General features: G+C 63.3%; 29 protein-coding genes and 2 tRNA genes. 11 read left to right on the forward strand and 20 right to left on the reverse strand.

All coding sequences use genetic code 11. From position 1 onward, the window contains the following. Positions 1 to 185: 185 nt before the first annotated feature. The 4 genes from AC1DZU_RS18690 to AC1DZU_RS18705 form a co-directional block, all read right to left on the reverse strand. Positions 186 to 968 (reverse strand): GGDEF domain-containing protein, encoded by a 783-nt coding sequence (locus tag AC1DZU_RS18690; RefSeq protein WP_477287142.1) that lies wholly within the window; start codon positions 966 to 968, stop codon positions 186 to 188. Between the two features lie 178 nt (positions 969 to 1,146). Further along, entirely contained in the window at positions 1,147 to 1,371 is a 225-nt protein-coding gene (locus AC1DZU_RS18695; RefSeq protein ID WP_095086203.1) for a hypothetical protein, read from the reverse strand. A 272-nt stretch (positions 1,372 to 1,643) separates the two neighbouring features. After that, positions 1,644 to 1,720, reverse strand: a tRNA-Arg gene (locus AC1DZU_RS18700). Between the two features lie 46 nt (positions 1,721 to 1,766). Beyond that, positions 1,767 to 2,072, reverse strand: a complete 306-nt coding sequence (locus AC1DZU_RS18705) for an ETC complex I subunit (RefSeq protein WP_095086744.1) — start codon at positions 2,070 to 2,072, stop codon at positions 1,767 to 1,769. A 123-nt stretch (positions 2,073 to 2,195) separates the two neighbouring features. Between AC1DZU_RS18705 and AC1DZU_RS18710 the strand changes: the two genes are divergently transcribed. After that, a tRNA-Pro gene (locus AC1DZU_RS18710) sits at positions 2,196 to 2,272 on the forward strand. A gap of 91 nt (positions 2,273 to 2,363) precedes the next feature. Here the strand turns inward: AC1DZU_RS18710 and hdaA are convergent. The 3 genes from hdaA to AC1DZU_RS18725 are packed head-to-tail and all read right to left on the reverse strand — an operon-like array spanning position 2,364 to position 4,850. Further along, positions 2,364 to 3,068, reverse strand: a complete 705-nt coding sequence (gene hdaA / locus AC1DZU_RS18715; RefSeq protein ID WP_477287145.1) for a DnaA regulatory inactivator HdaA — start codon at positions 3,066 to 3,068, stop codon at positions 2,364 to 2,366. Between the two features lie 47 nt (positions 3,069 to 3,115). Beyond that, a complete protein-coding gene (locus AC1DZU_RS18720) occupies positions 3,116 to 4,321 on the reverse strand; it encodes an AI-2E family transporter (RefSeq protein ID WP_477287147.1) in 1,206 nt (401 codons plus the stop codon). After that, positions 4,293 to 4,850, reverse strand: coding sequence for a CDP-alcohol phosphatidyltransferase family protein (locus tag AC1DZU_RS18725; protein WP_477287149.1), 558 nt, complete (start codon positions 4,848 to 4,850; stop codon positions 4,293 to 4,295). Before AC1DZU_RS18725 ends, AC1DZU_RS18720 begins: the two co-directional genes overlap by 29 nt. 214 nt (positions 4,851 to 5,064) lie before the next feature. Here AC1DZU_RS18725 and purM point away from each other — a divergent pair, with 214 nt between their 5' ends. From purM to AC1DZU_RS18755, 6 genes are read left to right on the forward strand one after another with little or no spacing between them, the layout of a single operon-like run. Next, entirely contained in the window at positions 5,065 to 6,174 is a 1,110-nt protein-coding gene (gene purM / locus AC1DZU_RS18730; RefSeq protein WP_477287151.1) for a phosphoribosylformylglycinamidine cyclo-ligase, read from the forward strand. Continuing rightward, positions 6,171 to 6,884 carry a phosphoribosylglycinamide formyltransferase gene (purN, locus tag AC1DZU_RS18735; RefSeq protein ID WP_477287153.1) on the forward strand — a complete coding sequence of 238 codons (714 nt, stop codon included), beginning with the start codon at positions 6,171 to 6,173 and terminating at the stop codon, positions 6,882 to 6,884. Before purM ends, purN begins: the two co-directional genes overlap by 4 nt. A gap of 53 nt (positions 6,885 to 6,937) precedes the next feature. Next, the gene (locus AC1DZU_RS18740) at positions 6,938 to 7,213 is read left to right on the forward strand and encodes a type II toxin-antitoxin system ParD family antitoxin (RefSeq protein ID WP_477287155.1); all 276 of its coding nucleotides are present in this window, start codon (positions 6,938 to 6,940) and stop codon (positions 7,211 to 7,213) included. 4 nt (positions 7,214 to 7,217) lie between these two features. Next, a complete protein-coding gene (locus AC1DZU_RS18745) occupies positions 7,218 to 7,511 on the forward strand; it encodes a type II toxin-antitoxin system RelE/ParE family toxin (protein WP_477287157.1) in 294 nt (97 codons plus the stop codon). A 12-nt stretch (positions 7,512 to 7,523) separates the two neighbouring features. After that, complete coding sequence (locus tag AC1DZU_RS18750; RefSeq protein ID WP_477287159.1) at positions 7,524 to 7,856, forward strand: hypothetical protein; 333 nt, start codon at positions 7,524 to 7,526, stop codon at positions 7,854 to 7,856. Positions 7,857 to 7,865: 9 nt separating this feature from the next. Then, positions 7,866 to 8,375 (forward strand): SixA phosphatase family protein, encoded by a 510-nt coding sequence (locus tag AC1DZU_RS18755; protein ID WP_477287161.1) that lies wholly within the window; start codon positions 7,866 to 7,868, stop codon positions 8,373 to 8,375. Positions 8,376 to 8,424: 49 nt separating this feature from the next. Here the strand turns inward: AC1DZU_RS18755 and AC1DZU_RS18760 are convergent, their stop codons facing one another. From AC1DZU_RS18760 to AC1DZU_RS18770, 3 genes are all read right to left on the reverse strand, one after another. Continuing rightward, on the reverse strand, positions 8,425 to 8,664 hold the full coding sequence (locus AC1DZU_RS18760; RefSeq protein WP_477287163.1) for a DUF680 domain-containing protein: 240 nt from the start codon (positions 8,662 to 8,664) through the stop codon (positions 8,425 to 8,427). A 327-nt stretch (positions 8,665 to 8,991) separates the two neighbouring features. Beyond that, a complete protein-coding gene (locus tag AC1DZU_RS18765) occupies positions 8,992 to 9,219 on the reverse strand; it encodes a DUF680 domain-containing protein (protein WP_477287165.1) in 228 nt (75 codons plus the stop codon). A 53-nt stretch (positions 9,220 to 9,272) separates the two neighbouring features. Further along, positions 9,273 to 9,506 (reverse strand): DUF680 domain-containing protein, encoded by a 234-nt coding sequence (locus AC1DZU_RS18770; RefSeq protein ID WP_477287167.1) that lies wholly within the window; start codon positions 9,504 to 9,506, stop codon positions 9,273 to 9,275. Between the two features lie 538 nt (positions 9,507 to 10,044). Here AC1DZU_RS18770 and AC1DZU_RS18775 point away from each other — a divergent pair. Both AC1DZU_RS18775 and AC1DZU_RS18780 read left to right on the forward strand, forming a co-directional pair. After that, the gene (locus AC1DZU_RS18775) at positions 10,045 to 10,713 is read left to right on the forward strand and encodes a response regulator (RefSeq protein WP_184871099.1); all 669 of its coding nucleotides are present in this window, start codon (positions 10,045 to 10,047) and stop codon (positions 10,711 to 10,713) included. Then, the gene (locus tag AC1DZU_RS18780) at positions 10,703 to 12,061 is read left to right on the forward strand and encodes a sensor histidine kinase (protein WP_477287170.1); all 1,359 of its coding nucleotides are present in this window, start codon (positions 10,703 to 10,705) and stop codon (positions 12,059 to 12,061) included. Before AC1DZU_RS18775 ends, AC1DZU_RS18780 begins: the two co-directional genes overlap by 11 nt. Positions 12,062 to 12,074: 13 nt before the next feature. On the opposite strand, the gene AC1DZU_RS18785 is transcribed toward AC1DZU_RS18780, so the two are convergent. The 10 genes from AC1DZU_RS18785 to AC1DZU_RS18830 form a co-directional block, all read right to left on the reverse strand. Beyond that, the gene (locus AC1DZU_RS18785; protein ID WP_477287172.1) at positions 12,075 to 12,953 is read right to left on the reverse strand and encodes an ABC transporter permease; all 879 of its coding nucleotides are present in this window, start codon (positions 12,951 to 12,953) and stop codon (positions 12,075 to 12,077) included. 11 nt (positions 12,954 to 12,964) lie between these two features. Then, positions 12,965 to 13,774, reverse strand: a complete 810-nt coding sequence (locus tag AC1DZU_RS18790) for an ABC transporter ATP-binding protein (RefSeq protein ID WP_477287174.1) — start codon at positions 13,772 to 13,774, stop codon at positions 12,965 to 12,967. Positions 13,775 to 13,880: 106 nt separating this feature from the next. Next, positions 13,881 to 14,837, reverse strand: a complete 957-nt coding sequence (locus AC1DZU_RS18795; protein WP_425492188.1) for an ABC transporter substrate-binding protein — start codon at positions 14,835 to 14,837, stop codon at positions 13,881 to 13,883. A 283-nt stretch (positions 14,838 to 15,120) separates the two neighbouring features. Next, on the reverse strand, positions 15,121 to 15,930 hold the full coding sequence (dapB, locus tag AC1DZU_RS18800; RefSeq protein ID WP_477287176.1) for a 4-hydroxy-tetrahydrodipicolinate reductase: 810 nt from the start codon (positions 15,928 to 15,930) through the stop codon (positions 15,121 to 15,123). 15 nt (positions 15,931 to 15,945) lie between these two features. Further along, a complete protein-coding gene (locus AC1DZU_RS18805; RefSeq protein ID WP_477287178.1) occupies positions 15,946 to 18,039 on the reverse strand; it encodes an ATP-dependent helicase in 2,094 nt (697 codons plus the stop codon). A gap of 86 nt (positions 18,040 to 18,125) precedes the next feature. Beyond that, entirely contained in the window at positions 18,126 to 18,299 is a 174-nt protein-coding gene (locus AC1DZU_RS18810; RefSeq protein WP_477287180.1) for a hypothetical protein, read from the reverse strand. Positions 18,300 to 18,572: 273 nt separating this feature from the next. Continuing rightward, complete coding sequence (locus tag AC1DZU_RS18815) at positions 18,573 to 19,370, reverse strand: agmatinase family protein (protein WP_477287182.1); 798 nt, start codon at positions 19,368 to 19,370, stop codon at positions 18,573 to 18,575. Positions 19,371 to 19,478: 108 nt separating this feature from the next. Continuing rightward, positions 19,479 to 20,651 (reverse strand): M20 aminoacylase family protein, encoded by a 1,173-nt coding sequence (locus AC1DZU_RS18820; RefSeq protein WP_477287184.1) that lies wholly within the window; start codon positions 20,649 to 20,651, stop codon positions 19,479 to 19,481. An 18-nt stretch (positions 20,652 to 20,669) separates the two neighbouring features. After that, entirely contained in the window at positions 20,670 to 21,896 is a 1,227-nt protein-coding gene (locus tag AC1DZU_RS18825; protein ID WP_477287186.1) for an allantoate amidohydrolase, read from the reverse strand. Further along, a complete protein-coding gene (locus AC1DZU_RS18830; protein ID WP_477287188.1) occupies positions 21,893 to 23,101 on the reverse strand; it encodes a diaminopropionate ammonia-lyase in 1,209 nt (402 codons plus the stop codon). The genes AC1DZU_RS18825 and AC1DZU_RS18830 overlap by 4 nt, the downstream gene beginning before the upstream one ends. Before the next feature lie 103 nt (positions 23,102 to 23,204). On the opposite strand from AC1DZU_RS18830, the gene AC1DZU_RS18835 reads away from it, so the two are divergent. Continuing rightward, positions 23,205 to 23,684 carry an Lrp/AsnC family transcriptional regulator gene (locus tag AC1DZU_RS18835; RefSeq protein ID WP_477287190.1) on the forward strand — a complete coding sequence of 160 codons (480 nt, stop codon included), beginning with the start codon at positions 23,205 to 23,207 and terminating at the stop codon, positions 23,682 to 23,684. Positions 23,685 to 23,759: 75 nt separating this feature from the next. Next, on the forward strand, positions 23,760 to 24,902 hold the full coding sequence (locus tag AC1DZU_RS18840) for a flavin-containing monooxygenase (protein WP_477287192.1): 1,143 nt from the start codon (positions 23,760 to 23,762) through the stop codon (positions 24,900 to 24,902). The last annotated feature ends 30 nt before the right edge of the window (positions 24,903 to 24,932 follow it).

Genomic DNA, 24,932 nt, shown 5'->3' on the forward strand with positions numbered 1-24,932 from the left:
GCCGTGACTGGACCCCCGGCCCGGACGCTTGGGGAACTCAGGAAAGCAGTAACGTTTTTTAGCGCAATGTCAGCAAAGCGAAAACATCGTCAACGCGACAGCTTGCTCAATTGAGCGTGCTGTGCCGGAGGTTTTCGTGCCCAACCGTGACAGGACGCGACGGTTCTAGTTTGCGACGACCATTGTCAATGCACGATGGCGTTGCTGGGCACTAGAGAGGCCCCTGACGGATCGAAGCTGACTTGATCGCGCCCGTTCGATTTGGCCGCATAAAGCCGCCTGTCGGCCGCCACGAAAATCTCTTCGAAAGTGGTCGGCCCGGTAAAGCTCGTGCCGCCAATGCTGACGGATAATGGGCATGGCCGCCCGCCCGGGGAGAAGTCCATCTCACGGATGCGCCGGCGAATGCTTTCGGCAACCACCCATGAATGCGAGGGATCGACGCCAGGCAGAAACACGCCGAACTCCTCGCCGCCGATGCGGCCAACGATGTCGCCGCCGCGCAGCTGCCCTTTGATCGCCTGCGCGATCAGCTTGAGCGCTTGGTCTCCGCAGTCATGTCCGTGCCGGTCGTTGATCGACTTGAAATGGTCGGCGTCGATGATCAGCAGCGCCCCCGAATGAACCTGCTCCTGCTTGCGGGTCTGCTCGAGATAGGCTTCGACCAGCATCGAGAAGGCGCCGCGGTTCAGCACTGCCGTCAGGCTGTCGGTCGCGGCAACGATGCTGAGATCACGCTGGGCGATGGCCAGCTGGCGGATCTTCCACATCAGGAAAAACAGAAATGAGCCGCCCAGCACCAAGGGCAACATCAGATCGGTCAGTTGCGCCCGCCACAGTGCCTCGGGTGAAAGATAGGGGAAATTGAAGGAATCGACGAAGAACGCCACGGCGATGAAGAATGCCGTACCGGCTGCCGTGACAGCGATCACCCTGCCCCAGCTCGTCGGCGACAGATCGATCCTCATCGCGTTCCACTCCGTTAGCCGCCGCTACAATGACGCAGCAACGCAAACAAATTGATAAGACTTTCCTTCCAATTCGATATCGGCAGACACGACAAACAACGGCCACCGACGGCAGCCGTGCTCGCTACCGCGGTGAGACCGTCGCTTTGCTGGACTTCGGGCCGATGCAGCCTGAATGTCAGCGGTTGGGCGCGGGTCCCCCCAGCGCCTCGGCAACGAACGATGCTGCGATCAAGTCGTCGGCGTCTAGTCGTAGGGAGCCGTCGCCTGCCCCCATGATAGCGGCGACCTTGTGAAACGTTTTCATCTCATGGTCGGAAATTTCGGCATCCTGCATTCTGGCCTTGAGTTCAGCGATACGCCGCCCCAACGCAGGGGACGTTCCAATCTCACGTTTCGACATAACCTGGCTTCTCCTCCCCCAACCCGCGCTTGTTTTACCCCACCCCATTCGTCGGCCCGCACATTGCTTTTTTATGAGGCACCACGAATACAAGGCCCCGAACGCGTGGTGGGAGCTATGGTTCCAACCCCGCTGGATCACGAAATAATTCCGGGTCGCTGCGCCGAACCCAGGCTCAACTCCCTGTTGCACAAGGTGGTGGCGCTGGCAGTCGCGAGATGGCAGATTTAGCGGCCCTGATCAGGTTAACTGGCACAAACCTTTGAAATTATTGGCGATCCCGACAGGATTCGAACCTGTGACCATCGGCTTAGAAGGCCGGTGCTCTATCCAGCTGAGCTACGGGACCGCTGGCCGGCCGCCGGGCCGGCTGAATACTTGACGCTGGCCGCCGGTCAATGCGTCCAGGGCGTCCTGCGGTCATAGCGGAAATTCTCCGCATAGGAAATCTGGCGGCGTTTGGTCTCTTTCGGCTCCTCGACGCGGAAGGCGAACCCTTCCTTTTCCGCGTAGGCCACCGCTTCTTCCCTCGTATCGAAGGTGAGCCTGATCTGGCTCCTCATGTCTCCCGACGTGGTGTAGCCCATCAAGGGGTCGATCTTCTTGCGCATCTCGGGGTCGAATTCCAGCACCCAATGGCCGGTCTTGGCCTTGCCGGACTGCATCGCGGTTTTGGCTGGGCTGAAAATGCGCGCGGACATGGCCACCTCGTTATTGTGCAAGGCAGCATCGCCACCCTGCGTCGTCATTACTGCGCAATGCGCACCACGGCAAGGTTTTTGCACTTGCCATGCAACACCGAAATGAATAGGCAACAGACCGTTCGGAGTGTAGCGCAGCCTGGTAGCGCATCTGGTTTGGGACCAGAGGGTCGGGAGTTCGAATCTCTCCACTCCGACCATCCTCTCCCGGAATGCAATGTCGGCGCCACTGGCGCGACGGATGGCACGTTGCGCCGATTCCTGTTTCGGGCCTTGTCCTGCTGAGAAATCCTAGATCTCGAACTCGCCCTGCCCCTCGTCCATGGCGCTGACGGTTTCGGCCGCCAACGCCCGCGTGATCGGCGTCTTGCGTTCGAGCGCTGTGCGGTCCAGCCGTTCAACCACACGCATCGCGGTCGCCAGCGAGCGCTCGATGCGGCGGACCAGATACTGCACGACATGCGGTTCGACCTCGACCTGGCGGTCGGCGAACAGCTTGGTGATGACGCCGGCGAGCAGGACGTCGTCGGGCTCATGGATCTCGACCGTCGCCGCCGCCTTCAGCCGCGAGGCCAGATCAGGCAGCGCAACACCCCAAACCGATGGAAAGCGGCGCGCCGTCAACAACAGCGTTGAGCCCGCACCACGCACCGCATTGATCAGATGGAACAGGCCTTGCTCGTCCACCGCCCCGGTATCGAAATCGTCGATTAGTGCCGGCCGGGCGCCGAGATTGGCGATGCTGTCACCGATACCCCTGGCGTCGACCGCCACCGCGCTGGCGCGCGCGCGCCAGATCGAGGCCAGATGCGTCTTGCCGGAGCCAGCGGGACCGGCCAGCACCACCACCGGCGAGGGCCAGTCCGGCCAGCGGTCGACCAAAGCCACCGCTTGCGCATTGGTGCCGGAGACGACGAGGTCGTCGCGCGAATAGCCGGTGCCGTGGCCGAGATCGAGCGGCAACTGGCGCGGCGGGTCATTTTTCTGCTCGCTCATACGGGCTCAGCCATGCGGCTCGGCAAGGAACCTGGTCACCGGCCGGATCATGGCTTGGCGGCCTTGCGCCGATCGGCCGGGAGCTCCGGCGCCGTGCTGCCGTGGCCCTTGTAGAGCGGCGATTCGAGATAGCGGGCGATGGCAAACCGCACCAGCACGGCAACTGCCGCCGAAGCCGGCACGGCAATCAGCAGGCCGACGAAGCCGAACAGCGCGCCGAAGGCAAACAGCGAGAACATCAGCCACACCGGATGCAGCCCGACGCTCTTGCCGACCAGCCGTGGCTGCAGGATGTTGCCTTCGATGAACTGGCCGATGAAAAACACCACAGCGACGGCGACGATCATCGTCCAGTCCGGCCAGAACTGGACGAAAGCGACGCCGACCGCAAGCACCAGCCCGGTGAGCGAGCCGACGTAGGGGATGAAGGAGATCAGTCCGGCGAACAGGCCGATCAGGATGCCGAAATTCAGCCCGGTCAGCGTCAGCCCCGTGGCGTACATGGCGCCCAGCACCAGACACAGCGTGCCTTGGCCACGCACGAAGCCGGCTGTTGCGGTGTTGATGTCCTTGGCGATGGCGCGCACCGTCGCGACATTGTCGCGCGGCACCCAGCTGTCGATGACCGCAACCATGCGGTCCCAGTCGAGCAGCATGTAGAAGGCAACCACCGGCGTCACCACGAACAGGCTGACCACCGAGACCAGCGCCACGCCGGAACTCCAGATCGAGGTGAAGACTGTGGTGAGCAGGCCGAAGCCGGAGGTCAGCAGCGAATTCAGCCCGTCGCGCAAGCTATTGGCGTTGACGCCGAATTTCTGTTCCAGCCATTTCGGATCATACGACGTGATCAGGCTTTGCAGCCGGGTCAGATATTCCGGCAATTTGCCGGCGAAATCGGCCATCTGCGTCGCCAGCACCGGGATAAGGATGACGAAGGCCAGCACCAGCACGATGAGGAAGGTGATGAGGATGACCACCGTCGCCATGAAGCGGGACAGGCCAAGCCGCTGCAACCGGTCGGCGACCGGATCGAGGAAATAGGCAAGCACCATGCCCGCGACGAAGGGCAACAGGATGGCACTGAAAACATAGAGAAAGAGCGCGAGCACCGCCGCGCCGGCCAGCCAGAAGAATATCTGCCGGCGGAAGGTGGAGGATGCGGCGAGATCGGCAGCCGCAGCCTCGATCACCGCCGCTTCTCTCTCAACCGCCGCTTCTCTCTCAGATGTCCGGATTGGAGCCTTCGCCATAGCCGCTCATATGCCTCAGCCAAGCCACGAGATAGGCCGCGGCCGAAGCCACGGTCAAGACCCCGGACAGCAATATGAGGGCCGGCCGCAGCGGGTCGAGATGAACGGCAAGGGTGAGTTCGCCCAGCACAACCGCCGCCAGCACGATCTGGATGGCGGTGTTGGCCTTCGACACGAAAAGCGGCTTCATCTCGACTGGATGGGCCATGACCGACGACAACACAACGGCGCAGACGATCAGCGCGTCGCGCGACACCATGGTGACGACCAGCCACAGCGGCAATTGCCCGATGAAGCCCAGGACGACGAAGACCGAAACCAGCAGCAGCTTGTCGGCCATCGGATCGAGATAGGCGCCGAGCCTGGACTGCTGGTTGAAACGACGGGCGATGAAGCCGTCGACGCCGTCGGAAATGCCGGCCACGAGGAAACCGGCAAAGGCCCAGTCCCAGCTTGCCTGCAGCATCGCCAACACCACCGCTGGCACCAGAACCAGGCGCAGGATGGTGATCAGGTTGGGGATGGTCAAATGCGTGCCTGTCGGGTTGCTGGCAGATACATGATGGAGACGCAGGGTGGGCGCAAGGGAGAAGCTGCCGATCTCTCCACGAGCGGAAGATTGGCAGTTTTGGCGCCTGCCTCCCACGCTTTTATCAGGGGGCAAAACTACGGCATCCCGTCCGTTATCCTTGCGGACCGAAACCGTTCATGCGAAGAGCCCGCAAACGAGCAGGAAAATTGCGATGAGCAAGCGCGACACAAGCCAGCCCAAAATGGGCCAGCACAAAACGGGCAAGCGCAAGAACGGGCTCACCTATGCCGAGGCTGGCGTCGATATCGATGCCGGCAATCTGATGGTCGAGAAGATCAAGCCGCTGGTGCGCGCCACACGCAGGCCGGGCGCCGACGGCGAGATTGGCGGCTTTGGTGGCCTGTTCGACCTCAAGGCGGCCGGCTTCACCGATCCGGTGCTGGTCGCCGCCAATGACGGCGTCGGCACCAAGCTCAAGATCGCCATCGATGCCGGCAAGCACGACACGATCGGCATCGATCTCGTCGCCATGTGCGTCAACGACCTCGTCGTGCAAGGTGCCGAACCTCTGTTCTTCCTCGACTATTTCGCCACCGGCAAGCTCGATCCCGACCAGGGTGCCGCGATCGTCGGCGGCATTGCCGCGGGCTGCCGTCAGGCGGGCTGCGCGCTGATCGGCGGCGAGACGGCGGAAATGCCCGGCATGTATCACGGCAACGACTACGACCTAGCCGGCTTTGCGGTGGGCGCGGCCGAACGCGGCCAGCTCTTGCCGACCGACGACATCGTCGAAGGCGATGTGCTGCTTGGGCTCGCCTCCTCGGGCCTGCATTCGAACGGATTTTCGCTGGTGCGCCGCATCGTCGCCGTCAGCGGGCTCGCCTGGAGCGATCCGGCGCCGTTCAACTATGAGGCGACGTTGGCCGAGGCGCTGCTCGAGCCGACCCGCATCTACGTCAAGTCGATTCTCAAGGCCATACGCGGCACGCATGGCATCAAAGCGCTGGCCCACATCACCGGCGGCGGCTTCCCCGAAAACATTCCGCGCGTGCTGCCCAAGGATTTTTCGGCCGAGCTCGACCTCGAGGCGATCGACGTCCCCGCGGTGTTCTCGTGGCTGGCCAAGACCGGCGGTGTTGCGCCGGAAGAGATGATGCGCACCTTCAATTGCGGCATCGGCATGATTTTGGCGGTCGCTTCCGGCCAGGCGGCGCAGGTTGCCGCCGTCTTGCAGGAAGCCGGTGAGACGGTGACGCCGATCGGCCGCATCGTGCCGCGCCGCGATGCCGGCGTCATCTACCGGGGCTCGATCGGCCTATGAGCGCGCAGAGGAAACGCACCGTTGTCCTGATCTCGGGGCGCGGCTCCAACATGACCGCGCTGATCGCGGCGGCCAGCGACCCGGCTTTTCCTGCCGAGATCGTCGGCGTGATTTCCGACAAGGCCGACGCCGCCGGCCTTGGTGTCGCCAAGGCGCGCGGTATCGCCACACAGATCATTCCCCGCGCCAACCATGGCAGCAAGCAGGCGCATGACGCGGCGATCGATGCGGCACTTGCAGCATTCAATGCCGAGATCGTCGCGCTGGCCGGCTACATGCGCATCCTCACGCCCGGTTTCGTCCAGAAATGGCAGGGCCGCATGATCAACATCCACCCTGCCCTGCTGCCGGCGTTCAAGGGGCTCGACACCCATGCGCGCGCGCTGGCCGCCGGCATGCGCATCCATGGCTGCACGGTGCATTTCGTCACGTCCGAGATGGATGACGGCCCGATCATCGCGCAGGCGGCCGTGCCAGTGATGGTCGGTGACAATGCGGATGCACTGGCCGCCCGTGTGCTAAAGGCCGAGCACCAGCTCTATCCGCTGGCGCTTGGGCTGGTCGCAGAGGGCAAGGCGCGCATGGCAGCCGGCCGTACCGTGCTTGCCCACTTTGCCGACGATGCCGACAATGCCACCTCGGTGGTGATGGCGCCCGACCCACTGCGCGAGGAAGCCGACCTCGAGCAATTGGCGCGCATCACGCCTTGAATTCTTGAGGGTGGTAGCAAATATTGCTACCTTCTGACCAAGGAGACAGTTCAATGGCGACAGTCGAAAAAGTCAGCGTGGCGCTTTCCCCGGAGCTCCTGGAGCTGGTCAAGGACGCCGTCAACAGCGGTCGCTATGGGTCTGCAAGCGAAGTGATACGTGAGGCGCTACGCGAGTGGCGATTACGCCAGCCGCTTCGCGAGGCCGAGGTGGAGCGATTGCGCAAGGCTTGGACAGAGGGACTAGAGAGCGGCCCGTTCGCTGCTTTCGACATCGAGGACATCAAGTCCAAAGCCCGAAGCCGGTTTGTCGACGCCGTCAAGAAATAGGCCGATGGCAGGCGTGCAGATCATTCGCAGCCCGGCGGCGGAAAATGATCTTATCGATATCTGGCTCGCCATCGCCGAGCACAGCCCGCGTGCCGCCGATCATTTTCTGAATGCCATCGCCGAGCGCATCCTGCAGCTTGCCGCCTTCCCCGAATCCGGACCGCGAAGACCCGACGTCGGCGCCGATACGCGAGCGCTGACCATCGGCGACTATCTAGTTCTTTATCGTCTCGCCGAAGGACGGATCGAAATCGTACGTATCGTGCATGGCGCACGTGATGTCTCAACGTTGTTCTAGGGTCCGAGAGCCATGAATGTTTTCGATAGCGCGGCCCGAACAAAAGGCGATCTGGCCGGTGTCTTCGAGTATGAGGAGACTGACGGGCCACAAAATGCCACGGCGTATTTTTACCTGTACGAAATGAGCGGCGAAACAGTCGGGCCGGTCGTCGAGGCAATCCACATTCGATCAGGGGGCTGGGCGATCACCAAGGCCGATGTCGCGGTCAAATGGGATCGGGACGAGCAGCGTGTAGGCCTGTTCGTCTTCGGCAGGCTGGCGGCGGCTTTTGATGTCGTAAGAGGCACAAAGCATGGTAGCCGAGATGGCAAGGATTTTAATGCCGAGATTCCTTGGTCCTGAACGATGCCGATGCGACAACTGCTTCTCCTGCGCCACGCCAAATCGAGCTGGGAAGACCCCAAGCTCGCTGATTTCGACCGGCCGCTCGCCGGGCGCGGTTTGAAGGCCGCCATGCTGATGGGGCGCGAACTTGCGGCGCGCGACTGGCTGCCGGACCTGGCACTGGTGTCGACGGCGCTGCGAACCCGCGACACGTGGCGGCTGGTTGCGGCGGAGTTGCCTGCGCACACGCGGGTCACGTTCGCCGATGCGCTCTATGATGCGTCGGCAGCGGATATTTTGGGCCAGATACGTCAGACCGACCCTTCAAGCGACAGCTTGCTGGTGGTTGGCCACAATCCGGGCCTGGAATATCTGGCGAACCAGCTTGCCGCGCCGGGGTCGGAGGCCAAGGCGCGCAAGAGGCTCGAGGAAAAGTTCCCGACTGCATCCCTTGCGCGCTTCGTCTTCGAGGGAGATTGGTCCGGCCTGTCCTCGGCCCGGCTGACGCATAATCTGCGGCCGAGAGATTTAGGCTAGGTGCAAGACAGGTGTGACAGGCAACCTGCCGTCCACCCTGCTCGAGACATCAGTTGCCCCAGATGCCCTGGCCGGATTCCGGCCAGTCCGTGGTGGTCTTCATCTTGGTATCGGCAGCCTTGTACCCGGCCATATCCGCGTTGTTAACCGCTCCGGTGACGGCATGGTCGACGCTGGCAACCGGGGCCACCGTCTGGTTGGCATTGTCGGATCCATAGTGGTCGCTGGCGGCGAAAGCGCTGCCGGTGGCAACGACGATGGCGGTGGCGGCGAGGGCAATCCTGTTCATTTTCAAGTCTCCTGGTTCTTGGGTTGGGCGGCGTCTTGGGAGGACGGTTCCGCTAAGGACAAGACCCCAGGCAGTGCGGTTTTATTCCTTGAGGCTGAACTTTTTTGCCGACTGCGAAGGTCGGTTGGCCCAGCCCGGGCCTAAAGCGCGTCGCGTTGAAACGGATTCAGGCGGCGCGCTTAAGTCTTTGTTTTTATGCATGTCGTTGCCCCAAAACCGGGCCACTTTTGGGCGACATGCACTAGCTGACGGCTATCCCTTGTGCGCAAAAAACAAGAGCAGCGGGCCAGGCCCACCGCTCTTTGTAGTGAAGGTCTGCGTCGTGGATCAGCGGCCCCAAATGCCCTGGCCAGACTGAGGCGGCACGTTGGCATTGGCGTCAGCCTGTGCCTTTTCGGACTTCAGGATCGAGCCGGTGTGCATGGTGTCGATGTTGGAAACCGAGTGGCTGGCAACCGGCTGGTTGACGTTGCTTGAGCCATAGTTGTCGCTGCTGGCGAAGGCGGTGCCCGTGGCAACGAGGATGGCGGCGGCGGTGAGCGCTATCTTGGTCATTTCAAATACTCCTGATCGAGGATTGGTGGTTCTTGTTTGGGACAAACGCCGGCTTACCGGCCCCAGATGCCCTGGCCGGATTCCGGCTGGTTCGAATCGGGGGTCAGCCTGAAGCCCTGATGCTCGACCGGCCTACGGATCGAAGCCGTGAAGCTGTGGTCGATTCTACCAACGGGGGCGGTCACGGCCGGCTGGTTGACATTGTCGGAACCATAGTGGTCGCTGCTGGCAAAAGCGGTGCCCGTGGCAACGAGGATGGCGGCGGCGGTAAGAGCGATCTTAGTCATTTTCTTAACTTCCAGTAGTTCTCAGTTCAGTCCGTCTAGTGGCGTGCCCTTGGGAGGAATTTCGCGTCGCTCGGACCACACCGAAGTGGGTTTTCCGTTCGCCGACTTCCAATCACGAAGATGTTCCTCCGCGCTCCGAATCCAGACCTTGAAACGGGGCCGGGAGTTGAAGTGGTCAAAATTTTCTTTATCAATATCAGATGGTTATCAGTCGCAGTTGGCGAACCGTACGGTCGTCCGCCGAGCCGGCGTTCACCATCTCATCACGGTCCGTCAACATAAATTGAACCGACTGGTTCGATCGACAGTCGGCACTTGCGGCCACAAGCCCGGATATGCGCCGTAGGTACAAGAGATCCGGTGGCTAGCGCGCGGCCCAGCCTGCAAAAAACCCAATGTCATCAGCCGCAAGACCGCATTTACCTTGCGTTGAAATCGATACTGTCGCTCATTTCAGTCGGCAATGTCGGACGCCGCGGCTGATCAGGCCCGAGGCGGTGAAAGACTGAAGGCGGCGGATGGTGAGACAGCGATAGAAATGCGACTGCTGCTTGTCGAAGACAATCTCGAACTGGCCGACTGGCTGGGCAAGACCCTGCGCCAGGCGAACTATGTCGTCGACGTCGTCCATGACGGCGAGGATGTCGAGCACGCGCTGGCCGCCGGCGGCCACGCACTTGTCATCCTCGACCTGGCATTGCCGCGCATGGGCGGCCTGGAAGTGCTGCGCATGCTGCGAGCGCGCGGCAACCGGGTGCCGGTGATCGTGCTGACCGCCAACGCCAGTCTCGACGGCCGGGTCAAGGGCCTCAATGAAGGCGCCGACGACTATCTGGCCAAGCCGTTCCAGATCGAGGAACTGGAGGCGCGCATCCGCGCGCAACTGCGCCGCGCCAACGACCGCACCGCGCCGGTGGTTGCCTGCGGCGATCTCGTTTTCGACACCAACACGCGGCTGTTTTCGCTGGCCGGCGAAACGCTGGCGCTGACACCGCGCGAGCATGCGGTGCTCGAACAACTGATGGTCAAGGCCGGACGCACGGTGAGCAAGGCGGCACTGTCGGCGGCGATCTACGATTTCGAGACCGATGCCGATCCCAGTGCCATCGAAATCTATGTGCACCGTGTGCGCAAGAAGCTTGAAGGGTCGCGCGTCCAGATCGCCACCTTGCGTGGCCTCGGCTATCTCTTGCGTCATGAGGAGTAGCAGCCTCCGCCTGCAGTTGCTGGCCTGGGTGGTGCTGCCGCTCGCCGGGCTCGCCACCATCAATCTGTGGACCAGCCATGGCAACGCCCTGGCCACCGCCGATCTGGTCACCGACCGGATGCTGCTGGCTTCGGCACGAACCATCGCTGAACAGGTCGCCATGGCCGACGGCGTGCTCGATACCTCGATTCCACCGGCGGCGATCGAGATGTTCGATACCGGCGATCGAGACAGTGTCTACTACCATGTCAAGACTGCCAGGGGGCGGCTGCTGACCGGCTATCCCGACCTGCCGGAGGCGCCGAAGCAACCCAGCGTCGAGGAAACCTATCGCGATCACCGGCTGCGGCTGCTTACTTTCAGCCACACCGTGGTCGGCGCCGGAGACGACTCGCCGATATCCGTCACCGTTGGCGTCACGCTTGCCGGGCACGATGCGATGGTGCGGCATTTGTGGTTCAACGCTTTCGCCCAGCAACTGGCGCTGGTGGCTATTGCCGGCATCTTCGTGCTGCTCGGCCTGCGTCGCGGCCTGGCACCGCTGATCAGGCTGCGCGACGCCGTGCGGTCGCCAAGCCGCAGCGATCTCGATCCCGTGGAAGTACCAGGCGCGCAAAGCGAGATCCGCCCGCTGATCGATGCGCTGAACGCCTATATGGAGCGGGTGCGGGCGCAGATGGCGGCGCAGCGCCGCTTCATCGCCAATGCGGCGCACCAGCTGCGCACGCCGTTGGCGTTGCTGTCGACGCAGGCGAGCTACGCGCTTCGCGAAAGCGCCGCCGAGGCGCGCCAGGAAGCGCTGGTGGCGCTGCAGGCTAGCTCCGGCAGACTGGCGCGGCTGGCCGAACAGCTTCTGACCCTGTCGCGTGCCGAGCCGGGCAGCCGGCGGCCACGCGCCGACCGCGTCGACCTGACCGAAGCCGCCCGCCACGTGCTGGAAACGCAGGCGCCGACGGCAATCGGTCGCCACATCGATCTCGGCCTCGAGGAGGCTGGACCCGTGCCGGTCATCGGCGACGGCACCATGTTGCGCGAGATGATCGTCAACCTTGTCGACAACGCGCTGCGCTACTCGCCGGCCGGCGGCAGCGTCACGGTGAAGCTGGCGGCCGTCGACGACGAAGCCGTGCTGACGGTCACCGACGACGGGCCCGGCATCCCAGTGGACGAGCGAGACCATGTTTTCGAGCGCTTCTACCGCGTTGCCGGATCGACCGAGGAAGGCAGCGGGCTTGGCCTCGCGATCGTGCGCGAGGTCGTCGAAAATGCCAGCGGCCGCGTCACCCTCGGGGATGGCGCGACCGGCGGCCTGGTGGTTGAGGTCAGACTGCCACTAGCGAGCAGCTAGGTTATGTCGCCGCTCACTGCGTCTCATGCAGTGGCTGAGGACGCCATTTCGCCAGGCGATTCTCGACCATGGTCATCAGATATTCGGCACCGAGCGCCACCACCATGACGATGACGATCGCGGCATACATGCCGGCGGCGTCGAAGGATCCCTTGGCGATGTTGATCAGCAGGCCGATGCCGTAACGCGAGCCAACGAACTCGCCAACGATAGCGCCGATGATGGCAAAGCCGAAGCTGACATGCAGGCTAGCGAAAATCCAACTCATCGCTGAAGGGACGATCACCGAGCGGGTCAACTGCCAGTTGGATGCACCCAGGATACGCGCATTGGCGATCATCGCCCTGTCGGCTTCCCGGACGCCCTGGAAGGCATTGTGGAACACGACGAAGAAAACCATCACGAAGGCAAGTGCCACTTTCGAAGCGAGGCCGAGGCCGAGAATCATGATGAAGATCGGCGCCAGGACCACGCGCGGAATGGAGTTGATCACCTTGATGTAGATGGAGAAGATATCGGCGGCCATCCGGTTGCGGCCGAGCGCGACGCCGATGATGATCCCGGCAACCGAGCCGGTCACAAAGCCGATGACCGATTCCTCCATTGTGACATAGAGGTGGTACCACAGAGGCCCCTCCGACGTTCCTTCCGTCGTCCATTCGTACAGCCGCTGCGCGATCGCGCTCGGCATTGCGTAGAAGAACGGATCGATCCAAGCTTGGCGCGCCGCGATTTCCCACAGGCCGAGAAAGGCGATCAGAATGGCGACCCGCCAGAATATCACGGTGCGGCGGCGGTGCCGTGCCGCCTTCGCGGCGGCTGCCTCGATTTCCGCATCCGAAGTGCCGGGCCTGAAAGCTCCTGCGTTGATGTCAATGGCGGCATCGGTCATGGCTTTCCTCCTCAGGCTGCGGAGCGCGCATAGCTGGTTTCGACCTCTTCCTTGAGGTCCGCCCAGATCGTGCGCGAGTAATTGATGAAGCTCTGCTCGTAGCGGATATCGGCGACCACGCGCGGGCGCGGCAGATCGATGGTGTAGACCGACTTGACCGTGGCCGGTCCGGCGGTCAGGACATAGACCTTGTCGGCGAGCGCAATCGCCTCTTCGAGATCATGCGTGACGAAGACCACCGAAGCCTTCGCCTCAGACCACAGGCGCAGCAGTTCCTCGTGCATCAGCACGCGTGTCTGCACGTCGAGCGCCGAAAACGGCTCGTCCATGAGAAGAATCTCGGGTCCGTTTATGAAAGTCTGGGCCAACGCCACACGTTTGCGCATGCCGCCGGAAAGCTGATGCGGATAGTGCTGCTCGAAACGCGACAAGCCGACACGCGCCAGCCAGTCGCGCGCTGCGGCCGCAGCGTCCGGCTTCGCTCTACCGCGAAAGAGTGGACCAGCCATCACGTTTTCGATCACCGTTCGCCAAGGAAACAAGGCGTCACTTTGGAAAACAAAACCAATGCGCGGGTCTATTCCCGTGACCGGCGCGCCCATGACGCGAACCTCGCCGGCACTTGGGCTCGCCAACCCCGTGACAAGGTTGAGGGTGGTGGATTTTCCGCAACCGGTCGGGCCGACAACGGCGACAAATTCGCCGCGTTCAACGGTCATGGTGAAATCGCGTAACGCTGTCAGCGATTTGCCGGTGGGTGAAAGGAAACGCCGGCTGACGTTGATCAGCTCGATCGCTGGTGCATTTTTTTCAATGGCCATGGTGGAACTCCTGGGTACGAGCAAACGCCCGCCGTCGGCCCTAGGCCGCCGGACGTCAAAACTGATGGTACCGGCGCGATGTCGTTCATCGCGCCGGCACTATCTGCTACTTGGCGTTCTTGACGAATTCCGAGGTGTAGGTCTTGGAAAGGTCGATCTGCTTGCCCTGCAGTTCCTTCTTGAAGGCTGAAAGAACCGTCAGCACCGTCTCCGGGCCACCTTCGGGCATGATCCCGTCGGGGGTGAACATCGCCTTGCCTGCATCGAGGGCCTTCACATAGCCTTCCTTGTCGCCGACATAATAGTCCTTCGGCATCTTGTCGGCGATTTCGGCGCCCGTATGGGTGTTGATGAATTTCTGCGTCTTGACGAAGGCATTGGCCAGCTTCTGCACGGTGTCCTTATGCGCTTCGACCCAATCGGTCTGCATATAGAGGGAGGCGGCCGGGTAGGTGCCGCCGAGAGCAGCCTTGGTGCCTTCCATCGTGCGCATGTCGATGAGGACGGACGCTTCGCCGGTCTTCAGTAGTCGCGTGATCGTCGGCTCGGTCGTCATGCCTGCCTGGATCTTGTCCTGCTGCATAGCAGCGATAAAGGTGGTGCCGGCGCCGACCGGAACCGAGGTGAAGTCACCCAGCTTCAAACCGTTCTTGACGGCGAGATACTCCGTAAGAAAATTCGTCGATGAGCCAAGACCGGTCACGCCCAAGCTCATTCCCTTGAAGTCGGCAGGCGATTTGATCTCGGGGTGTTTCGCCGAAACAAGCTCGACCTCGCCCGGCGCCTGGCTGAACTGGACGATGGATTCGACGAATTTGCCCTTTGCCTGCAGATCGATGCAATGATCGTAGAAGCCGACAACCCCTTGCACGGCACCGGCGAGCATCTCGTTTTCGGCATCGACGCCGGCCGGCTCATTCAGCAACTCGACATCGAGACCCTCGTCCTTGAAGTAACCGAGCGCCTCGGTCAGCTTGGCGGGCAGATAGATCTGTTTCTCATAACCGCCGACCATGATGGAAACCTTTTCGTCGGCGCGCGCGGACGGCGCGGACAAGGCCATGGTGGCGACGAGTGCGGTTGTGGCGGCTGAATCAAGCAGTATTCGCGCGAGCGACATGGCCTCTTCCCTTTGTTCGTTTCCCGCGCCCTCTCTCTCCCATCGCTTTCCGCGACAAATACGGGGCGCGCGCCCAACACTTACGGCACCAACCTTTCATTCACCTTTCAAGGCCGTGCCGAAAGTCACCGCAAACCTTACGGATCGGTAAGCCGATGCTGACCCGATCATGATCTGGATAGAGCCAGTTGCCAAAACGGGGATCAGAAGCAGTTCGTTTGGCTAATCACGAGATCCCGTCGCGGACCGTTCGCCTCGCTCGAACGCTCAATCCCAGCACGTCGCGCATGTCATATTCACCGGGCGGTCGCCCCGCCACCCAGAGCGCGGCGGCGATGGCGCCACGGGCGAACATGATGCGGTCGCCGGCCGAATGCGAGAGGGTCACGGTCTCGCCCTCGGCGCAGAAGCTGACGCTGTGCTCGCCGACGATGCTGCCGCCGCGCATCACTGCAAAGCCGATCTCGCCGGCCGGCCGCGGGCCGGTGATCCCGTCGCGGACACGCCTTGGGACCGTGTCCAGTTCGATGCCGCGTCCGCTGGCGGCGGCTTGTCCCAGCATCAGCGCCGTCCCGGACGGCGCATCGATCTTGTGGCGATGATGCGCCTCGACAATCTCGACATCCCAGTCGTCGGGATTTAGCGCTCGGGCCGCCTGCTCGACCAGTCCGACCAGCATGTTCAGCCCAAGCGAAAAGCTGCCGGACCGGACGATGGCGATGCTCTTCGCGGCATCAGCGATGGTCGCCAACTCGGCGGCATCGAAACCTGTCGATCCAATGACAAGGGCTGGCCCGCCACGGTCGGCGCAAAACCCGGCCAGATCAGCCGAGGCCGCCGGCGTGGTGAAATCGATCACCACATCGGCCACGGCAAATGCCTCGTCGCGGCTCACCAGCCCTTCGCCGACAATGCCCGGTCGGTGGAAGCGACCGGCGAGCGCCAGCCGCGCATCGGCCTGCACGGCATCCGCCATCTGGCGGCCCATGCGGCCCAGCGCACCCGCGATGGCGACCCTGACCGGTGGTTGCGACATGGCGCTATCCCGCGACTATTTCCACATGCTGCGCATGCGCGCGCCAATGTCGACGCGCACCTCCCGCCGGGGCGCCCTGCCCTGTGCCGCTTGCGCGCTCGGCCACGAGACCTGCTGGAAGGCAGCAAGGATCGAGGCCGGGATGAAACGGGTGCGCGAGGCATAGAGATGGCGGTCGCCGCGCGCCGCCTGGCCGTGCGGAAAGAAGCGCTGCGGCATGACCAGGCTGAGATTGTCCTTGGCCCTGGTCATCGCCACGTAGAGCAGCCGGCGCTCCTCCTCGATGTCCTCTTTGGTGCCGACCCCAAGATCGGCAGGAATGCAGCCGTCGACCGAGTTGAGCACGAAGACGTTCTTCCACTCCTGGCCCTTGGCCGAGTGGATGGTCGACAGGATCAGATAGTCCTTGTCGCGGTGCGGCGGTCCGGCCTGGTCGCTGGTGGCGTCCGGCGGGTCGAGCGTCAGCTCCGTGAGGAAGCGTTCGCGTGAGGCATAGCCCGAGCCGATCTGCTCGAGCTGCAACAGGTCGGCGCGGCGCGTGATCGCATCCTCGTGGATGCGCTCCAGATGCGGCTCGTACCAGAGCCTGACCTGTTCGAGATCGGCCGGCCATTTGGCGCCGGCCCGCAGGCCGGAATAGAGCGCGACGAAGCCCGGCCAATCATCGGCTGCGCGCTGCGGCGGGCGCCAGCCGGCGAGGCCCATGGCCTCATCCAGAGCCGTGGTCATGGTCTCGACGATCTGCGCGGCGGCCGAAGGACCGATGCCCGGCATCAGTTGCAGCACACGGAAGCCGGCAACGCGGTCGCGCGGGTTTTCGGCAAAGCGCAGCACCGCCAGCACGTCCTTGACGTGAGCGGCATCAAGGAATTTCAGGCCGCCGAACTTGACGAAAGGAATGTTGCGCCGCGTCAGCTCGATCTCCAGCGGGCCGCTGTGGTGCGAGGCGCGAAACAACACCGCCTGCGATTTCAGCGCCGTGCCAGCTTCTCGCTCGGCCAAAATGGTATCGCAGACGAAATTGGCCTGCTCGACCTCGTCGCGCACGCTCACCAATCTCGGCTTGTCGGTGGATTTGCGCTCCGACCACAGGTTCTTGGTGAAGCGCTCCGAGGCCTCGCCGATCACCGCATTGGCGGCGGCCAGGATGGTCTCGGTCGAGCGGTAATTGCGCTCCAGCATCACCACATCGGCGGCCTGCGCGAACTGCCGGGGGAAATCGAGGATGTTGCGCACCTCGGCGGCACGGAACGAATAGATCGACTGCGCATCGTCGCCGACCACCGTCAGCCCGGCGCCGTTGGGTTTGATCGCCATCAGGATCGAGGCCTGCAGCCGGTTGGTATCCTGGTATTCGTCGACCAGCACATGGTCGAAACGCCCACCCAGATGCGCGGCTATTTCAGGCTCGGCCGCCATCTGCGCCCAGTAGAGCAGCAGGTCGTCGTAATCGAGCACGTTCTGCGCCTGCTTGGCCTCGACATATCCGGCGAACAATTGCTTCAGCTGCTCCGCCCAACCGGCGCACCAGGGAAAGGCGGACCCCAGCACTTCGCCCAGCGGCGCCTGCGCGTTGACGGCACGCGAATAGATGGCAAGGCAGGTGCCCTTGGTCGGAAAGCGCGCTTCCGTCTTCGAGAACCCCAGCTCATGCCGGATCAGATTCATCAGGTCGGCTGAATCCTCGCGGTCGTGGATGGTAAAGGCCGGATCGAGGCCAATCTCCAGCGCATAGTCGCGCAGCAACCTGGCGCCTATGCCGTGAAAGGTGCCGGCCCAGGTCAGCGCATCGGTGATCACCGCGGCGTCGCGGCCGAGCACCTCGCCGGCGATGCGCTCGACGCGCCTGGCCATTTCGGACGCGGCGCGGCGCGAAAAAGTCATCAGCAGGATGCGGCGCGGGTCGGCCCCCTTGACGATCAGATGCGCGACGCGGTGCGCCAGCGTGTTGGTCTTGCCTGAACCGGCGCCGGCAATGACCAGCAGCGGTCCGGCAATCTGGCCGTCGCCGTGCTCGACGGCCTGCCGCTGGGCGTCGTTCAGCCGGGCAAGATAAGCAGGCTGGGCGGTCTGTTCCCGAAAGGTCGAATCAGGCGTGGCGAGGTTCATCGCCCATCAAGCATCGTTTCTGCTTTGTTCGCAACGCCGATGCGAGAATGTCAGCCGGCCCTGCAGCCGAAGCGTGACAGCCTTGCCTAGAGCTGGGGGGCGATCCCCATCGCAGCCGACTGGCGGCGCAAGGTCTCACGATCATGTTGCGATGGCGGCAGCAGCAGCGGGTCGACCGTATCGGGCACGTCCTCGACCATCTTCCTGGCGATACGGTAGGTGACATAGGCCAAAGCGCCGGTGACAAGCAGACGGAACATGGTTGCAACACTCCATTGGAGCAGGACCAACCGGGGAAACGGCATTTGGTTCCCCTGCCGACCGTCTTGACCGCATAGTAGACGATCGAGGCGCGGCGAATAGAGCTTCTTGGAGAAGAAGGCCGGCGCCGCTTGGGAGGAAGAAGGGAGCGCCGGCCAAGCGGATAAATCAGGTCCGCCGCAAACAATAAGCTAGCTGAGTCTTTCCCCTGCGTCACCGGGTGATTGTTTTCGTCAAATGCGTACCACCCGCACAACCTGCACGTCGCAGCATCACACGCGCGTCTTGACCATCATCCCGGCAATTTCCTTGAGGAGTTTCGCCGCCACGATGGCGGTCAGGTTGGCGATGTCGCGAAGCGGGTTTAGTTCAACGATATCAGCCGCCACGATCGGCTGGTTGACCGATTGAATCAGGTTGATGACCTGACGACTAGTCAGACCGCCGGGTTCGCGGTGCGAGACGCCTGGCGCAAAGGCCGGGTCGAGCCCGTCGAGGTCCATCGAGATGTAGACCGGCGTCTTGAGATCGAGTTGCAGACCGTCGCCAAACCGCGCCGCCTCGATCACCTCGACACCGAACCGCTTGAACTGGTCGCGATGATGGTCGTTGACGGTCCGCAGGCCGACCTGGATGAGGCGGTCGGCAAGCCGCTCTTCCATGATGCGGGCAAAGGGCGAGGTGTGGGAGCGCGGATTGCCCTGATAGGCATCGTACATATCGGGGTGCGCGTCGATGTGCAGAATGGTCAGGCTGGGGTGCTGGCGGCGCACCGCGCGCAGTATCGGCCAGGAAATGGCATGGTCACCGCCGAGGCAGATCAGCGGATCGCCCGGCTCCAGCACCCGCCCGACCTCGCTTTCGATCAGGTCCCATGGATCGACGCCTGCGTCGAAGCGGATGTCGCCATGATCGAGAAGCCTGTCGGTCAGATCGAAACCGGTTTCGCTCCACATGCTGTAGGCGTCGGAGAACAATTCAGGACGGATATGGGCAGGTGCTTGCGCCGGCCCCTTGAAGCAGGACGAATTGTCGTCGTGGGGAATTCCCAGAAGCGCAATCCTGATCATCGGCGTCCGATCTCCGTCAACAGGAAATTTCAGTAAACGCGGGAGCTGGCTGACGATAGTGATGGTGTTTGGGCCAGCGGCGCGCGCGCCCCGGCAATCAAACCGCAATCAACTCCCGGCTTCTCCGCCCAGTCTTTGCCTGACCATGGCGACATGGAAATTCGTGCCGAACAGCAGCCCGTCATCATTGAAATCGTAGCTCGAATTGTGCAGCGGCGCCGACGTCTCGCCATTGCCGAGGAAGACGAAGCAGCCCGGCACATGGTCGAGGAAGCGGGCGAAATCCTCGGAGGCGGTCATCGGCTCGCGGGCGACGGAAATGTTGCCGGGCTCGAAGACGCTTCTTGCGGCAGCAAATGCCGCATCGACCAGTTCGGCATCGTTGCGTAGCGGCACGAATTCGCGGCTGTAATTGACCTCGGCGGTAACATTGTAGGCGGCGGCGGTGCCCTCGGCGATGACGCGCGTCTGCCGCTCGATTTCGGCGCTGACCTCTGGGCGGAAGCTGCGCGCATCGCCGAGAATGCGGGCAAGACCAGGCAGTGCGTTGCGGGTGCCGTCGGTGATCAGCTCGGTCACCGAAACCACCGATATGTCAGCCGGACTCAGCCGGCGCGAGACGATGGTCTGCAGGTTGGTGACCAGCGCGCAGGCGGCGACCAGTGTCTCGTTGCCCGAATGCGGTCGCGCGGCGTGGCCGCCGAGCCCTTTCAGCACGATCTCGAAATTGTCCTCGGCCGACATGATCGGGCCGGCGCGCGTCTCGAAATGCCCGATGGGCAGGCCGGGCATGTTGTGCAAGCCAAAGATCTCGTCGAAGGGAAAGCGCTGCATCAGGCCGTCGTCGAGCATGGCCAGCGCGCCTTTGCCCCATTCCTCGGCCGGCTGGAAGACGAAACGCACGGTACCGTCGAAACCACCCTCTTCGGCCAGCAGCTTTGCCGCACCGAGCAGCATGGTGGTGTGGCCGTCATGGCCGCAGGCATGCATGATGCCGGGATTGCCGGAACGGTAGGGCGCAGCGGACTGCTCGGTGATGCGCAGCGCATCCATGTCGGCCCTGAGCGCAATCGCCCGGTTGCCGCTGCCGCGCTTCAGCGTGCCGACGACACCGGTGCCGCCGACACCCTCGGTGACATCGTCGAGGCCAAATTCACGCAGCTTGGCGGCAACGAAGGCCGCGGTGCGCCTTTCCTCGAAGCCGAACTCGGGATGCGCGTGCAAATCGCGCCGCCAGACAATCATCTCCTGCCTCAGCGCGTCACGATCGAATTCGGACATTTCTTCTGTCCCCCTGACCTACTTCGCAAGTTCTGTGACAACATCAAGCAGGATGTTGGCGCCGGCAACAAGGTCGGCATCCTCAGTGTGCTCGCGCGGATTGTGGCTGATGCCGCCGGCGCTCGGCACGAAAATCATCGCTGTGGGCGCGATGCGCGCCATCATCTGTGCATCGTGGCCGGCGCCTGATGTCATGCGTTTGACGCCGAGGCCGCGGTTCTTCGCGGCAGCCTCGATCAGTTCGACAATGCGGATGTCGAAGATCACCGGCTCGAAGCGGGCCAGCCGCTCGACCGAGATCGTCACGCCTTCGGTGTCGGCAAGCTGTTCGAGACAGGCAGCAAGTGCGGCCTCCTCCGCCTGTAAGCGCTGCTCATCGGGGTCGCGCAGATCGACGGTGAAGACGGCCTGGGAGGGAATGACGTTGATGGCATTCGGCTCGAAGCGCATCGTGCCGACGGTGGCGACCGTCGGCGTGTTCGAGGCCTTGGCCCTTTCGTGCAGGAAGGTGATGACCCGCGCGGCGGCGTGGCCGGCGTCGCTGCGCATCGACATCGGCGTGGTGCCGGCATGGTTGGCGACGCCGTCGATGGTGATGCGTTGCCAGGAGATGCCTTGCAGATTCTCCACTGCGCCGATCGGCACGCCTTCGCGCTCCAGCACTGGCCCCTGCTCGATATGCAGTTCCAGATAGGCGTGCGGCTTGAGGAAGCCGGGCTCCTCGTCACCGGCATAGCCGATGCGGGCAAGCTCCTGCCCGAGCACGCTGCCGTCGGTGCCGACAGCCGCCAGCACCGTCTCGAAGCCGATGCCGCCGGCATGCACCAGCGAGCCCATCATATCCGGGGTATAGCGCACGCCCTCCTCGTTGGTGAAAGCGGCGACCGCGACCGGGCGCGGCGGCGAAAAGCCCGATGCCTTGAGGGTCTCGATCACCTCCAGCCCGGCAAGCACACCGTAGCAGCCGTCATAGATGCCGGCATCGATGACCGTGTCGATATGCGAGCCGATGAGCAGTGGCGCTTGTCCGGCATTGCCAGGGCTTTGCCAGATGCCGAAAATGTTGCCGACCCGGTCTATGGCGACATCGAGCCCGGCCTGCCGCAGCCAGCCAACGAAGAGGTCGCGGCCCAGCCTGTCCGTGTCGGAGGCGGCCAATCGGATCAGCCTGCCCTCACTGTCACGACCGACGGCGCCGAGTTCGCCGATACGGCCAAGCAGGCGCTGCGCGTCGACTGCGATCACAAATCTGCTCCCGCAAGCATCTTGCCGGCCAGCACATCGGCCGGGCTCACGCCGACCAGTTCGGCATAGCGATGCGGGTCGGTGGCACCTTCAGTGTTGATCACCAGCACCCGGGATCTGCCGTCGAGCCCAAGGTCGGCCTGGCGGTCGGCCACAGCCCGGATCAGCCCTGCAAGGCCGACGCCGCCGCTTTCGCCGGCGACGATCACAGGATCGCCGGCACGTGGCCGCGCCAACCGCCGCATCACCGCTATGGCCTCGTCCTCATCCACCGTCATGAAGGCGTCGGCGGCACGCGCCAACACCCGCCAGGCGACCGGAGAGGCCTCGTAGCATTCCAGCATCGCCATGACCGTCGGCTGGCCATGCGCAACCTTCACCACGCGCCCCGCCTGGGCGGCCGCGACAACGCACGCGGCACGCGCGGGTTCGACCACGATGAAGGTCGGCCTCGCATCGCCGAGCACAATGGCAAGATAGCCGGCGACCGCGGCGGCAATGCCGCCGACACCGGCCTGCACAAAGACATGGGTCGGTGGCTCCCGGAGTTGGCGCAATGCTTCGCGCACGATCGCCGTATAGCCCTGCATGACGAGGCCGGGAATGCGCTCATAACCCGGCCACGAGGTGTCGGAGACAACGGTCCAGCCCTTTTCGGCCGAAACTTGGGCAGCTTGCCTGACCGAGTCGTCATAATTGCCGTCGACGCGGATCATCTCTGCGTCATAGCGCGCGATGGCGGCGATACGCTCTTCGCTGACACCGGCGTGGACGAAGATCGCCGCACGCGCCCCGACGAGTTGCGCACCTTGCGCGACCGACCGGCCGTGATTGCCATCGGTGGCGCAGGCAACCGTCATCGTCGCGGCAACCGCCCGAACATCCGGCTGACTAAGATCGGCCACATCGACGGGTCGACCAAGCGACCGACTTGCCTCTTCCAGCACCAGGCTGAAGACAGCATAGGCGCCGCCCAGCGCCTTGAAGCTGCCAAGGCCGAGGCGAAAGCCTTCATCCTTGACATGCAACGACCCGAGGCCGAGTTCAGTCGCCAGCGCGGGCAACGCTTGCAGCGGCGTTATCCGGTGATTGTCGCGATGGGCAAGAAAACGCTCGACTGTGTCGGCCCCGGCGACCCCGAGCGTTTCGGTATCGGCCGGGTCGAGCGGCTGGCGGTGCAAGGCATTGCGGTTGGGCAGGAACACTGGCGGCCTCCTTGGCAGTTCAGCGAGAACATATTGCAGGACCGGCGCAAAGAGCGCTGTAATACGACCCTCGAAATGCAAGTTTGTTTCGTCAGGATCTCCATTGCCTGCATTGCCACCTCCACTCGACAGTTTCGATCTCGCCATCCTTGCGATCCTGCAGCGCGACAACACGACGCCGCAGCGGCTGATCGGCGAAGCCGTCAACCTTTCGGCGCCCGCAGTGCAACGCCGCATCAAGCGCATGGAACAGACCGGCGTCATTGCCGCCAATGTTGCCCTGGTCGAGCCGGCGGCGGTCGGCCAGCCCATCACCATCTTCGTCGAGGTGGAACTCGAGAGCGAACGCACCGAACTCATCGACGCGGCCAAGCGGCAATTCTCGGCCGCGCCGGAAGTGCAGCAATGCTACTACGTCACCGGCGAGGCCGATTTCATCCTGGTCATCACCGTGGCCGACATGGGCGCCTATGAGGCGCTGACGCGAAAACTGTTCTTCGACAGCAACAATGTGCGGAAGTTCCGCACTTTCGTCGCCATGGACCGCGTCAAGGTCGGGCTGACGGTGCCCTTGCCCGGTTGAGAATTTGCTGGCAGCCAGACCCGGCTGCCATGCTTTTGACATTCTCCGAACGCGAATTTATTGGCGGAGGCGCGCTTGGACGACACCACCCCAGTTGCAATCATCGGTGCCGGGCCAGCGGGTCTGGCCGTTGCCGCATGCCTGCGGCAGGCCGGGGTCGACTTCGTTCTTCTCGAAAAAGAGGCGCAGGCCGCACCCGCGTGGCGACGCCACTATGAGCGCGTCCACCTGCACACAACCAAACGCTATTCCTCGCTGCCTTTCGTGCCCTTTCCCAAGGATTATCCGCGCTATGTGCCGCGCGATCTCTTCGCCGACTATCTCGATGCCTACGCGCAACGCTTCGACCTGCGGCCCCGCTTTGGACAGACAGTGCGGATGATCACCCGGCAAGGCAGAGGCTGGCATGTCGAAGCGACATCCGGCGCCCTGCATGCCTCCCACGTGGTGATCGCGTCGGGCTACAACGCCGAGCCGCTGATGCCCGGATTTGCCGGCGCCGAAGCCTTCAGGGGTCAAAGGCTGCATAGCGCCGACTACCGCAACGCCACGCCTTTCGCCGGCCAGTCGGTGCTGATCGTCGGTATGGGCAACACCGGCGCCGAGATCGCGCTCGATCTGGTGGAAGGCGGTGCGTGGCCGACGATTTCGGTGCGCGGCGGCGTTCATATCGTGCCGCGCGAGTTGCTTGGTGTGCCCATCCAGATGGTCGGCATGGCGGCTCGCCTGATGCCGCAACGCATCAATGATGCCTTGTTCCCTGTCATCCTCGATCTGGCACTGGGCAGGCTGGAGAAATACGGGCTCAAGCGACCGAGCCAAGGGATGTTGCAGCAGATCGCGGTGGCGGCGCGCATCCCGGTGATCGATGTCGGCACGGTCGGCAAGATCCGCGAAGGCGCGATCAAGGTCGCACCCGACATTGCCGAGATCACCGAGCAAGGCGCCCATTTTGCCGACGGCAAGCATGGCGAGTTCGATGCGATCATCTTCGCCACCGGCTTCCGGCCGGGCTACGCCAGGTTGCTGCAGCCTGGCATCCAACCGGGCCGCAGCGGCGTCAACGCACGCGCTTCGGAGCTCGGCCTCTATCTCATTGGCTTTCACAACCCGGTCACCGGATTGCTACGCGAAATCTCGATCGAGGCAGGGCAGATCGCCGACGACATCCGGCTGCGGCGAGACCGAAAGAAGGCGGCTGAATTCCTGCCGGTATGATTTGGCGCGAGAGAAGCGGAGCTCTCTTCG

This window comes from Mesorhizobium sp. P2_A12, from assembly GCF_056405075.1.